Origin of the sequence: Klebsiella terrigena (assembly GCF_006539725.1) — a bacterium.
In the GTDB taxonomy this organism is placed as follows: domain Bacteria; phylum Pseudomonadota; class Gammaproteobacteria; order Enterobacterales; family Enterobacteriaceae; genus Klebsiella; species Klebsiella terrigena.
On the sequence record NZ_BJNO01000021.1, the window covers coordinates 21,148 to 33,604 of the forward strand.

The following is a 12,457-nucleotide window of genomic DNA, read 5'->3' on the forward strand; positions in this document are numbered from 1 at the left end:
ATAACCCCATCAGCAGCCGACCACAAAGCAATTTTCCCCCCTTTCATTGCGCTATGTCGGGCGTTTATATTGCACATTTGATTATCGGCCCGCCGGCGGACGGCACCTTTGTGCCGGATTGCCTAATCGCTTGATTCTGCTTATTTTCGCCGGACAAAGTTGCAGAGGGTTCCACGGGACACTTTTGTGTAGAAAGACGCGGCAGATCACACTTAGCGCCACGGCGCCGGTACGTGATTATTTTTGATTGCCCGCCGGCTGAGGTATATTTCTCGTTTTACATATAAAAGCATTCAAGTTTTATCGAGGCGGCAGGAGAGCGAGCGCCGGCAGCATAGCAATCTATGTGACCGGGATGCGTGAGCGTGGCCAATACGGGGACAACTTGAAGGATGAAGTGTTTTTAGGAGACGTTATGCTGCCCGACTCATCAACCCGACTCAACAAATACATCAGTGAAAGCGGCATTTGCTCGCGTCGCGAGGCGGATCGCTACATTGAACAAGGCAACGTTTTCATCAACGGCAAGCGTGCGACCATTGGCGACCAGGTTGCCCCGGGCGATGTCGTGAAGGTTAACGGCCAGCTGATTGAGCCGCGTGAGGCGGAAGATCTGGTGTTTATCGCGCTGAATAAACCGGTGGGGATCGTCAGCACCACCGAGGACAGCGAGCGCGACAACATCGTCGATTTTGTGAACCACAGCAAGCGCGTTTTCCCGATCGGCCGGCTGGATAAAGACTCTCAGGGGCTGATCTTCCTGACCAACCATGGCGATCTGGTGAATAAGATCCTCCGCGCTGGTAACGATCACGAAAAAGAGTACCTGGTGACCGTCGATAAGCCGGTGACCGATGAGTTCGTGCGCGGGCTGGGGGCGGGCGTACCGATTCTCGGCACGGTGACGAAGAAGTGCAAGGTGAGAAAAGAAGCGCCGTTCGTCTTCCGCATTACCCTGGTTCAGGGGCTTAACCGGCAGATTCGCCGGATGTGCGAACACTTTGGCTACGAGGTCATGAAGCTTGAGCGCACGCGGATTATGAATATCGGCCTGTCGGGATTGCCCCTCGGCGAGTGGCGTGACCTGACGGATGATGAGCTGGTTGCGCTGTTTAAGCTGATTGAGAACTCCTCCTCTGAGGCCAAACCGAAGGCGAAAGCGAAGCCGAAAACGGCGGGCATCAAGCGCCCGGTGGTGAACGTGGAAAAGAGCAGCGAGAAAGGACGCCCGGCGGCAAACGGCAAACGTTTTAACCAGCCGGGACGTAAAAAGAAGGGGCGTTAGCGCCTGCCGCGCGTCGGCGTGCTCGCCGACCAGGAGAATGACGCGTCGCTGTCGGGTTTATAGGCCTGCTTTTTCTTTAACTGGCGGGCCTTTTTTGCCTCAGCTTCGCGCAGCACCATCAGCTTATCGATGTACTCTTTTTTTACAGCGTTGGTTTCTGCGTTAGTCAGCAGACGGCCGTGCGCGATTCTCGCCCGGTCAAGCAGCGTTTTCAGCTCGCGCTGCTCGCGCTCGGTCATATCTTGTTGCGTAATGCGGGGAAGTGCCATAGTAGAACCCTCAGTCAGCCGATAATTCAGTGTACGGCAATACCGGGTTGACTGACAGTCTGGATACCGTGAGGACGGGAAAACGCCCGGGCAGGCGCGGCGAGCGGCCTGTCCGGGCGATGAAGGCAGGGCGCTACTTCTCTTTCTTCCCGGTGGGCTTAGCCGACCAGTAGCCGGCCAGCAGCGATCCGGAAAGGTTGTGCCAGACCGAGAACAGCGCGCCGGGCAGGGCGGCAAGAGGGCCGAAGTAGATTTTCCCCAGCGCCGCCGCCAGTCCTGAGTTTTGCATCCCCACCTCAATGGCCAGCGTGCGGCAGGTTGACTCATCAAAGCCAAACAGACGCCCGCCCCAGTAGCCGCCGAGCAGCCCGATGGCGTTATGCAGGATCACCGCGACAATCACCACCAGGCCCACGGAGGCAATGTGCGCAGCGGAGCCGGCGACGACGGCGCTGATGATCGCCAGAATGCAGAGCATGGAAAACGCGGGCAGGAACGGCTCGACCGCCTTGACCACCTTCGGCAGCAGGTGATGAATAATCAGCCCCAGCGCAATCGGGATAACCACGATTTGCAGGATGCTGAGCAGCATACCCGCCACGTCGACCTGAATATGCGCATCGACGTACAGGCGCGTCAGCAGCGGCGTTGCCACCACGCCAACCAGCGTGGAGACGGAAGAGATGGTGACCGAGAGCGCCACATCGCCTTTCGCCAGGTAGATCATCACGTTAGACGCCGTTCCGCTGGCAACGCTGCCCACCAGCACCATCCCGGCCGACAGCTCCGGCGGCATATGGAACAGCAGCGCCAGCGCCCAGGCGGCGAGCGGCATCACCAGATAGTGCAGAAAAATCCCCGCCGCAACCGGCGCCGGGCGCGACAGCACGCGCTTAAAATCTTCCAGCTTCAGGTGGACGCCCATCCCGAACATGATGAGCATCAGCAGGGTGGTGACCCAGGGGCCGATGGGGGTAAAGGTGGCCGGCGTGTAATAGGCCAGAACGGAGAGCAGCAGCGCCCAGAGCGGGAACAGCCGTGTCAGCATAGCGAGCATGTTGGTTTCCTTGCAATTGGCTCGTCATCTTCCAGGCCGGCTGCGCCCGCTGCCCGAACGATTGCGAGTAGGTTGTGTTGATATAGTTATAAAAAAAGCCGGGTTCGAGCCCGGCTATAGGTAATATTTATCGCGTGGAGGAATATTATTCAAACAAATTATGATGCAGCTTCTGCACGACCTTCTCAGCATCGACGCCCGGCACCAGGAAGCAGAGGTTATGGCTGGATGCGCCGTAGCAGATCATGCGAATGTTGAACGGCTCCAGAACGCCGAAGACCTCTTTGCCGACGCCGCAGGCGCGAGAAAGATCGTTGCCGATCAGGGCGACCAGCGCCAGATCCTGCTCTACCTCTACGCGGCACAGGGAGGAGAGCTCGGTGAGCAGCGCCTGGGTGAGCAGGGTATCGGTGGCGGAGGTTGAGCCGGTGGTATCCATGGTCAGGGCAATGCTGACTTCTGAGGTGGTGATCAGATCCACGGAGATATTATGGCGCGCCAGAATACCGAACACTTCGGCGAGGAAGCCGCGGGAGTGCAGCATATTCAGGCTGTGCAGGGTCAGCAGGGTCTGGCGACGGCGCAGCGCCAGCGCGCGGAACAGCGGCGGGTGTTCGGTTTTATTGCACACCAGGGTGCCGCCGGCTTTCGGCTCTTTGCTGGAGCCAACGAAGACCGGAATATCGCTACGCACCGCGGGAAGCAGCGTCGCCGGATGCAGCACCTTGGCGCCAAACGTCGCCATTTCGGCGGCTTCGGCAAAGGCGATAACGTCGATCCGTTTTGCCGCCGGGGCAACGCGCGGGTCGGTGGTGTAGATGCCCGGGACGTCGGTCCAGATATCGACGCGGCTGGCGTTAAGGGCTTCACCCAGCAGGGCGGCGGTGTAATCACTGCCTCCGCGGCCGAGGGTGGTGGTGCGGCCTTTGGCTTCGCTACCGATAAAGCCCTGGGTGACGACCAGACCTTCGGCAAGGCGCGGCGTCAGCTGCAGCTGGGTTAGCTCAGCCAGGGCGGCGATATCGGGCTCGGCGCGGCCAAAGCGATCGCTGGTGCGCATCACTTTACGCACGTCAAACCACTGGGCGGCAATGCCGCGCTCGCGCAGGATTTCGACAAACAGCAGGGTGGACATCAGTTCGCCGTGGCTGACCAGCTCATCGGTCAGCGCCGTCGAGCTTGCCAGCGCCGCGGCTTCCGCCAGGGTGGTGATATTCTCGAGCAGACGCTCGATCTCTTCGCGGATCACGTTGGGATAGCGCAGGCGTTCGAGAATATTGAACTGAATCTGGCGCAGCGCCTCAAGCTTATCGAAACGCTCGGTGGGTTCCAGCCCGTCGGCTAACGCAACCAGAAGATTGGTGACACCCGCAGAGGCAGACAGCACCACTACACGAGTGTTTTCATCAATCATCGCAACGTCAACGCTGCGGTTCATGGCATCGAAATCGGCAACGCTGGTGCCGCCGAATTTGGCTACAACTAAATCTGTCATAACAACCTCGTGTCAGGGGGGCCTGACTTATTAAAACGATTCCTGATTGGGTTTGGGCTGGACACAACCTAACAGTCATAAAATGTCTTAATAAGCCAGGCCAAATTATTCAGCCATGGCACAAGGGAAGAGCGAAAAACAGGGTGGGCGCAGAGGGATAAACAGCTACGATGTCACCCAGAAGTGCTCCACCTTGTAGACCCGTTCCCCGACCTTTGCGTCAGTTCCTGAGTATGAAACGCCCGACTGCGAACGTTTCTGGTGACAACCCAGGGGATTCAGCCCCTGTGGCCGGTGATGAACGTACCAGACGCTCTTTCACCTCGGCGTTGCTCCCCCTCACGTATTTTCCCCGGACTGGTTCCTCCAATACGGTTACCTGGGCAACGCACCTCTTCTGGCAATTACCGACGTCTTTCACTTTGCCTGGGGGCGCTGGTCATGATTCCCCCTGCAATACCCTTTCGCTGTAGTGTGAAATGCGCGAGCAATACATACCTCGTTATATGCAGGCAGTGCAGCTATATAAAGGCTTCAGAGGGAGTATGTCAACGCTGCGGTTATGCGGATTTTTCATGCGCGGGCGATTAACAGCAAAAAGCCTTATGATGAGCCCGGCCGTACTCCGGCGGGCCGCCGCCCGGTGGCCGAGAGTGCGCCGCTCTGCCCGGCGCCCGTGGGCGGATCCCCCCGCGCGCTGGTGCGGGACGTTTTGCCCGCGTTTATGTCTATACTGGTAGTGGTTTTTTACCCTGATCTGACCCTGTTCCTGACGCGCGTCAACGGCATAACACAAAAATCATCACAATTTTTTGCCTCCGGCGCTACAATCGACCGCAGTCACAATTCTCAAATCAGAAGAGTATTGCTCATGAAAAACATCAACCCAACGCAGACATCTGCCTGGCAGGCGCTACAGAAACACTTTGATGAAATGAAAGACGTCACTATCAGCGAGCTTTTCGCTAACGATAGCGATCGTTTTACTAAGTTTTCCGCAACGTTCGACGATCTGATGCTGGTGGATTTCTCCAAAAACCGCATTACCGAAGAGACGCTGGCGAAACTGCAGGATCTGGCCAAAGAGACCGATCTGGCAGGCGCCATCAAATCGATGTTCTCCGGCGAGAAAATCAACCGTACCGAAGACCGTGCCGTGCTGCACGTCGCGCTGCGCAACCGGAGCAATACCCCAATCATCGTTGACGGCAAAGATGTGATGCCGGAAGTCAACGCGGTGCTGGAGAAGATGAAAACCTTCTCTGAAGCCATCATCTCCGGCAGCTGGAAAGGCTATACCGGCAAGGCGATTACCGACGTGGTTAACATCGGTATCGGCGGCTCCGACCTCGGTCCGTTTATGGTGACCGAAGCGCTGCGTCCGTACAAAAATCACCTCAATATGCACTTTGTTTCCAACGTCGACGGTACCCACATTGCGGAAGTGCTGAAAGGCGTGAACCCGGAAACGACGCTGTTCCTGGTGGCATCAAAAACCTTTACCACCCAGGAAACGATGACCAACGCCCACAGCGCGCGCGACTGGTTCCTGGCAACGGCTGGCGATGACAAACACGTGGCGAAACACTTCGCGGCGCTCTCCACCAACGGCAAAGCGGTGGGCGAGTTTGGTATCGACACCGCCAACATGTTTGAATTCTGGGATTGGGTTGGCGGCCGCTACTCTCTGTGGTCAGCGATCGGCCTGTCGATCATCCTCTCCGTTGGTTTTGACAACTTTGTTGAGCTGCTGTCCGGCGCGCACGCGATGGATAAACACTTCTCCACCACGCCGGCGGAGCAAAACCTGCCGGTGCTGCTGGCGCTGATCGGGATCTGGTACAACAACTTCTTCGGCGCAGAAACCGAAGCGATTCTGCCGTACGACCAGTATATGCACCGCTTTGCTGCCTACTTCCAGCAGGGCAACATGGAATCTAACGGCAAATACGTTGACCGCAGCGGTAACGCCGTAGACTACCAGACTGGCCCGATTATCTGGGGTGAGCCGGGTACCAACGGCCAGCATGCGTTCTACCAGCTGATCCACCAGGGAACCAAAATGGTGCCGTGCGATTTCATCGCGCCTGCGTTAACGCACAACCCGCTCTCTGACCACCATCCGAAGCTGCTGTCCAACTTCTTCGCGCAGACCGAAGCGCTGGCGTTCGGCAAGGCGCGTGACGTGGTTGAGCAGGAGTATCGCGATCAGGGTAAAGATCCGGCAACGCTGGATCACGTGGTGCCGTTCAAAGTCTTCGAAGGTAACCGCCCGACTAACTCGATCCTGCTGCGTGAAATCACCCCGTTCAGCCTCGGCGCACTGATTGCGCTGTATGAACATAAGATTTTCACCCAGGGCGCGATCCTCAACATCTTCACCTTCGACCAGTGGGGCGTTGAGCTAGGTAAACAGCTGGCTAACCGCATTCTGCCGGAGCTGAAAGATGGCGCAGATGTCAGCAGCCACGATAGCTCGACCAACGGTCTGATTAACCGCTATAAGTCCTGGCGCGCGTAATCAGCGTTAATCCGCTTCAATGCCGGCCTCAGGGCCGGCATTTTTTATGGCAGACGGCGCAATAATTTCGCCGGATTCCCCGCCCACACACCTTTCTCGGTTATCGACCGGGTGACCACGCTGCCCGCACCAATCACCGCGCCATCGCAGATGCTGACCGCCAGAATGGTGGCTCCGCTGCCGATAGAGACGTCGTTGCCCACCACGATTCTTCCCCAGCTCTCGCGATCGGCGTTGGGCTTACCGTCGCGAAACATATCGTTGGCAAACATCACCCCGTGGCCGATAAAACAGCGCTCGCCAAGGGTGACATATTCGCAGATAAAGGTATGGGACTGGATTTTGGTATCCGCGCCAACCGACGTATTGCCCTGAATCTCGACGAAAGGGCCGACGAAGACGTTATCGCCGAGGCGACAGTCGTACAGGTTAGCGGGCTGGTAGATCACCACATTTTCACCGCTTTCGACGTTGCGAACGCCGGTATCACGAAGCGTAGGCATCACTCCTCTCCGATGCGTTTAGCCAGAATATGAATGGTGCTCTGCTGGGTGGCGGAGCGAAAGACGGTGTCTTTAAGATGCCGCATGCCCTGGCGCTCATAGAAGCGCCGGGCGCCGCTATTGGCGGCCAGCACCTCCAGCCACAGCCAGCGCTCGCCCTCAGCTTTGGCCCGCGCTTCGACGGCGCTAAAAAGCCGTTCACCGTAGCGATGCCTCGTTTCGCCGGGCAGCAGATAGAGCTTATGCAGCAGCGTGCCCTGCGGGCCATCGGGCTCAATCTGCTGACGATGGGTGTATTTGGCGAATCCTACCGGGCGCTGCGCTTCGGCGATCAGCCAGCGGCAGTTTGTCTCGGCCAGGCTGCGCTGCAGGGCTTCGGCGGCATACTCCTGCTGGAGAAAGTGCTCCAGCTCGCTGGCGCTGTGCCAGAGGTGGGTGAAGTGGTGGCGGTAGCTGGCGTTGCCCATTTCACCGAGCAGGGTTGCGTCCTCCCGCTGCGCCGTACGTATTGTCAGCATGATTATCTCCTTTTTAACCCGCCAGTGTGGCAAGTGATTGTTACATTTGGCACAACAGACGCAAAAAGTTAACGAATATTATCGATCTGGATCACGTTTTTGCGTTATACAGATCGCCAGGAACAATGAATATAAGAGGTGTGAATATGCCGTCGGTCTATCGTCCGCTGGTGAGTTTTGTTGCGAAGGCCATGCAGGCCGTTCTGAATCTGGCGCTGCTGTGCCTGGGCGTGATTCTGGTGGTCTTTCTCGGCAAGGAGACCTTCCATCTGGCGCACGTGCTGTTTACCCCGGAGCCGGTGAGCAAGTACAAGCTGGTGGAAGGGCTGGTGGTCTATTTTCTCTATTTCGAGTTTATCGCGCTGATTGTGAAATACTTTGAGTCGGGCTTTCACTTCCCGCTGCGCTATTTCGTCTACATCGGTATTACCGCGATTGTGCGACTGATTATCGTTGACCACGAGTCGCCGATGGCGGTGCTGATCTACTCCGCGGCGATCCTGCTGCTGGTGATTACGCTGTGGCTGTGCAACTCCAACCGCCTGAAACGCGAATAAAAAAAAGCGGCCTCCAGGGCCGCTGACCAACAGTCACAAATTTAATTTATGTAGGGTCCAGTTGAGGATAGCAGTGGCATTTGCCTTACTTTTTCAGCTGAGGGCGGTAGTTGCCGTACCCGGTTGGGGTTCGTGTACGGCAACTAAGCCACCGTCCCTCCTCTGAAATTTGGGGCGGGTGTTTCAAACTTAACCTTTCACTCCCCCCGCTGTCAGGCCGTTCACCAGCCAGCGCTGCGCCAGCAGGAAGACCACGGTAATCGGGATAGCGGAGAGCACCGCCGCCGCGGCAAAGTCGCCCCACAGGTAGTTCTGCGGGTTGAGGTACTGCTGCATGCCAACCGCCAGGGTATAGCTGTTCACATCGCGCAGCAGCAGGGACGCAACCGGGACTTCGGTAATTGCGGCGATAAACGACAGAATAAAGACCACCGCCAGAATCGGCACCGACAGCGGCAGCAGAACCAGACGGAAGGCCTGCCACGGCGTCGCGCCGTCCAGCGCGGCCGCTTCTTCCAGCGAACCGTCGATGGTTTCGAAGTAGCCTTTAATGGTCCAGACGTGCAGCGCGATGCCGCCCATATAGGCGAAGATAACGCCGCCGTGGGTGTTGAGGCCGACAAACGGCAGATACTGGCCGAGGCGGTCAAACAAGGCGTACAGGGCAACCAGCGACAGCACCGCCGGGAACATCTGGAAAATCAGCATCCCTTTCAACAGGGTAGCCTTGCCAGGGAAGCGCATGCGGGCGAAAGCGTAGGCGCAGGTAGTGGAGAGCGCCACGATACCGATGGCGGTGATCCCGGCAACCTTTACCGAGTTCCACAGCCACAGCAGAACCGGGAACGGCGGCGGCGTGACGCGGCCGTCCGCATGCTCAACGCTAAAGCCGAGCGCCAGACGCCAGTGTTCCCAGGAGATCTGATCCGGGATCAGGCTGCCGGTGGCGAAGTTACCTTCGCGCAGGGAGATGGCGATAACCATCAGCAGCGGGAACATAATCGCCGCGATAAAAATGAGCAGCAGGAGGTGCGTGGTGAAGAGACGCAGCTTCTGAGATTTAGGTTGTACCATAGCCATAATATTTTTATTCCCCTTGATACCGCTCCAGGCTATCTCACTGGCCATTTTGAACCCGGGCAGTGCTCATCATCCTCACGTACTACGCGTACGCTCCGGTTCTTGCACGCTGGCCGGGTCCAAACTGGCTGTACTAATGACGCCTGGCCATTCCAGTTAGTCGAATTTCATTCGTGTAGCTTTCAGGTTAACAATCGCCAGCACGCCCACCAGCAGGAAGATCAGCGTAGCGATAGCCGCCGCGAGGCCGAAGTCCTGACCGCCGCCGCCTTCGAAGGCGATGCGGTAGGTGTAGCTCACCAGCAGGTCGGTATAGCCGGCCGGCGTAGTGGTGCCGAGGCGATCCGGGCCGCCGTTGGTTAACAGCTGAATCAGCACGAAGTTGTTAAAGTTAAAGGCGAAGCTGGCAATCATCAGCGGCGTAAGCGGCTTGATCAGCAGCGGCAGCGTAATTTTAAAGAAGTTCTGGAACGGACCGGCACCGTCCATTGCCGACGCTTCGTACAGGTCGTCAGGAATGGCTTTCAGCAGGCCCATGCACAGAATCATCATGTACGGGTAGCCCAGCCAGGTGTTGACGATAACGATCATCGAACGCGCGGTGGTCGGGTCGCTAAACCAGGCCGGCTTGATGCCGAACAGCGCGCTGAGCATCATGTTGATCTCACCGAAGCTCTGGTTGAACAGCCCTTTGAAAATCAGAATCGAGATAAACGACGGTACGGCGTAGGGCAGAATCAGCAGGACGCGGTAAATCGCTTTTCCTTTCAGGGACTCCCACTGTACGAGGCAGGCGAGGATCATGCCCACCGCGACGGTCAGAATCACGGTCAGAATCGAGAAGACCACCGTCCAGACGAAGATGGCGAAGAACGGCTTCTGGATCCCTTCATCGGTAAAGACGCGGGTGAAGTTATCCCAGCCAATGCTCACGGTGTAGCCCGGGCTGAGCTTCTCGCTGCTCCAGCTGCCGTCGGCGTTGATGGACTGATAGAAGCCGACTTTGTTGTTCGGCCGGTATTTGATGCCGCTCTGGTTGTTGGTCAGTTCGCCGTCGGCCGCCAGCGTATACAGCGGCTGGGTGCCGGAGAACTGACGCAGTGAGCTCATGATGACCTTGCTGTCGTCAGGCAGCACGGCGGTCAGCTGGTTCAGCGCGGTACGGTTCTGGGTGATCGCGCGCAGGTTGGCGCGCTCGCCTTCCGGCTGCGCATCGGCTTCTTTCAGGGCCAGCTTCTGCTCGCCGCCGAGCTTAAAGGCGTCGGAAACGTAATTTTTGCCGCTGTCACCGTCGGTCAGCGCCAGCTTCCACTCATCTCCCGCCGGGTAGAGCGAGAAGTTGTAGGCTTTGCCGGCCTGGAAGGAGCGGTCCATCAGCACTTCCTGAGCGCGCTCGAAGGTCAGCTGGTTGGTGCTGCTGTAGTTGGTGAAGGCGATAGCAATGGTGCAGATCAGCGGAAACAGGACGAACAGCCCCATCCCGGCGAGACCCGGATAGACATAGCGCCAGGCATAGGCCTTGCGATTGGAAAAGATATACAGGCCAGCCGAGCTTAAAATCAGCGTCAGAATGGCAAACAGGTACTCCCCCTGGGCGTACATCAAAACAACAAGGTAACCCACCAGCAGGCACAGCAAGCCAATCACAGACCATGTCAGCTGCGGGCTTTGCCACCAGTGTTTCTTTTTAACGACATCCATGGGGATCATCCTCTACAACGTATTTTGTTCTCCCTCTCCCTTCAGGAGAGAGGGCCCGGATCGGGCGGCGGCTGCCGGCCGGGATCCTGACCCGCTCCCGAGAAGGGGGAGGGGACTAGCAGGTTACTTAGTGATACGAGCCTGTGCGTCTTTCAGCGCGGCTTCGACGGTCTGACGACCGCTAGCTGCGTTGATAACCGCGGTGCGTACGGCATACCAGAAGGCGGACATCTGCGGAACGTTCGGCATGATTTCGCCTTTCTGGGCGTTCGCCATGGTGGCGGCGATACGCGGATCTTTTTCCAGTTTCTCCTGGAAGGATTTCAGCGCAACGGCGCCCAGCGGTTTGTCCTTGTTCACTTCATCCAGACCCTGATCGGTCAGCAGGTAGTTTTCGAGGAACTCTTTCGCCAGCTCTTTGTTCGGGCTGGCGGCGTTGATACCGGCGCTCAGAACGCCAACGAACGGTTTAGACGCCTGACCTTTGAAGGTTGGCAGCAGCGTTACGCCGTAGTTGATTTTGCTCTTATCGATGTTGGCCCACGCCCACGGACCGTTGATGGTCATCGCGGTATCGCCCTTGTTGAACGCCGCTTCAGCGATGGAGTAATCGGTATCAGCATTCATGTGTTTGTTCTTGATCAGATCGACCAGGAAGGTCAGACCCGCTTTCGCGCCAGCGCTGTCCACGCCGACGTCTTTGACATCATATTTGCCGTTTTCAAGCTTGAACGCGTAGCCACCGTCGGCGGCGATCAGCGGCCAGGTGAAGTACGGTTCCTGCAGGTTGAACATCAGCGCGCTCTTACCTTTCGCCTTCAGCGTTTTATCCAGCGCCGGGATCTCTTCCCAGGTTTTCGGCGGATTCGGAACCAGGTCTTTGTTGTAAATCAGCGACAGCGCTTCAACCGCGATTGGGTAAGCGATCAGCTTGCCGTTATAGCGTACTGCGTCCCAGGTGAACGGATAGAGTTTGTCCTGGAAAGCTTTGTCCGGGGCGATCTCGGCCAGCAGGCCGGACTGTGCGTAGCCGCCGAAGCGGTCGTGTGCCCAGAAGATAATATCCGGGCCATCGCCGGTTGCCGCAACCTGCGGGAATTTCTCTTCCAGCTTATCCGGGTGCTCGATGGAGACCTTAATCCCGGTGTCTTTTTCAAACTTTTTGCCCACTTCAGCGAGGCCGTTATAGCCCTTGTCGCCGTTAATCCAGATTACCAGCTTACCTTCTTCAATTTTGGCGAGGGCAGAGGCGGAAAACATCATCGTGGTCAGTGCTGACAGCGCGAGGATGCGGGCGCCGGTTTTGATTTTCATATACCAGTCCTTTTTGGTGATGTGCTCGTGGATACACTTAGGTGGCTTAACGGTGATGAGTTTCCTTTTTTAACAACCCCTTTCCATCCTCCCCATCTCTACGCCCCACCCGTGGTTTGTGTGATCTGGCTTGCAGAAATGCCGGTATTGGGGCGTG

At 57.4% G+C, this 12,457-nt stretch carries 11 protein-coding genes and 1 riboswitch; of the genes, 3 read left to right on the forward strand and 8 right to left on the reverse strand.

Features of this window, described 5'->3' with window-relative positions:
* Nucleotides 1–415: 415 nt before the first annotated feature.
* On the forward strand, nucleotides 416–1,285 hold the full coding sequence (gene rluF, locus RTE01_RS20200) for a 23S rRNA pseudouridine(2604) synthase RluF (RefSeq protein ID WP_041143577.1): 870 nt from the start codon (nucleotides 416–418) through the stop codon (nucleotides 1,283–1,285).
* On the opposite strand, the gene RTE01_RS20205 is transcribed toward rluF, so the two are convergent.
* The 3 genes from RTE01_RS20205 to lysC form a co-directional block, all read right to left on the reverse strand.
* Nucleotides 1,282–1,554, reverse strand: coding sequence for a YjbD family protein (locus RTE01_RS20205; protein ID WP_041143578.1), 273 nt, complete (start codon nucleotides 1,552–1,554; stop codon nucleotides 1,282–1,284). The two genes, rluF and RTE01_RS20205, sit on opposite strands and share 4 nt — an antisense overlap.
* A gap of 133 nt (nucleotides 1,555–1,687) precedes the next feature.
* Complete coding sequence (panS, locus tag RTE01_RS20210) at nucleotides 1,688–2,611, reverse strand: ketopantoate/pantoate/pantothenate transporter PanS (protein WP_041143579.1); 924 nt, start codon at nucleotides 2,609–2,611, stop codon at nucleotides 1,688–1,690.
* A 145-nt stretch (nucleotides 2,612–2,756) separates the two neighbouring features.
* Complete coding sequence (gene lysC / locus RTE01_RS20215; protein WP_041143580.1) at nucleotides 2,757–4,106, reverse strand: lysine-sensitive aspartokinase 3; 1,350 nt, start codon at nucleotides 4,104–4,106, stop codon at nucleotides 2,757–2,759.
* A 173-nt stretch (nucleotides 4,107–4,279) separates the two neighbouring features.
* Nucleotides 4,280–4,511: riboswitch (Lysine riboswitch) on the reverse strand.
* 466 nt (nucleotides 4,512–4,977) lie between these two features.
* On the opposite strand from lysC, the gene pgi reads away from it, so the two are divergent.
* Nucleotides 4,978–6,627 (forward strand): glucose-6-phosphate isomerase, encoded by a 1,650-nt coding sequence (pgi, locus tag RTE01_RS20220; protein WP_141335305.1) that lies wholly within the window; start codon nucleotides 4,978–4,980, stop codon nucleotides 6,625–6,627.
* 44 nt (nucleotides 6,628–6,671) lie between these two features.
* On the opposite strand, the gene RTE01_RS20225 is transcribed toward pgi, so the two are convergent.
* Both RTE01_RS20225 and RTE01_RS20230 read right to left on the reverse strand, forming a co-directional pair.
* Nucleotides 6,672–7,130 (reverse strand): acyltransferase, encoded by a 459-nt coding sequence (locus RTE01_RS20225; protein WP_041143581.1) that lies wholly within the window; start codon nucleotides 7,128–7,130, stop codon nucleotides 6,672–6,674.
* Nucleotides 7,130–7,648 carry a GNAT family N-acetyltransferase gene (locus RTE01_RS20230; RefSeq protein WP_134525119.1) on the reverse strand — a complete coding sequence of 173 codons (519 nt, stop codon included), beginning with the start codon at nucleotides 7,646–7,648 and terminating at the stop codon, nucleotides 7,130–7,132. Before RTE01_RS20230 ends, RTE01_RS20225 begins: the two co-directional genes overlap by 1 nt.
* Before the next feature lie 146 nt (nucleotides 7,649–7,794).
* Between RTE01_RS20230 and psiE the strand changes: the two genes are divergently transcribed.
* Nucleotides 7,795–8,205 carry a phosphate-starvation-inducible protein PsiE gene (gene psiE, locus RTE01_RS20235; protein ID WP_041143583.1) on the forward strand — a complete coding sequence of 137 codons (411 nt, stop codon included), beginning with the start codon at nucleotides 7,795–7,797 and terminating at the stop codon, nucleotides 8,203–8,205.
* 189 nt (nucleotides 8,206–8,394) lie between these two features.
* Here the strand turns inward: psiE and malG are convergent, their stop codons facing one another.
* The 3 genes from malG to malE all read right to left on the reverse strand — a co-directional run bounded on the left by malG (nucleotide 8,395) and on the right by malE (nucleotide 12,300).
* On the reverse strand, nucleotides 8,395–9,285 hold the full coding sequence (malG, locus tag RTE01_RS20240; protein WP_041143584.1) for a maltose ABC transporter permease MalG: 891 nt from the start codon (nucleotides 9,283–9,285) through the stop codon (nucleotides 8,395–8,397).
* Nucleotides 9,286–9,441: 156 nt separating this feature from the next.
* Nucleotides 9,442–10,986, reverse strand: coding sequence for a maltose ABC transporter permease MalF (gene malF / locus RTE01_RS20245; RefSeq protein WP_041143585.1), 1,545 nt, complete (start codon nucleotides 10,984–10,986; stop codon nucleotides 9,442–9,444).
* 123 nt (nucleotides 10,987–11,109) lie between these two features.
* Complete coding sequence (malE, locus tag RTE01_RS20250; RefSeq protein ID WP_041143586.1) at nucleotides 11,110–12,300, reverse strand: maltose/maltodextrin ABC transporter substrate-binding protein MalE; 1,191 nt, start codon at nucleotides 12,298–12,300, stop codon at nucleotides 11,110–11,112.
* Nucleotides 12,301–12,457 lie beyond the last annotated feature (157 nt).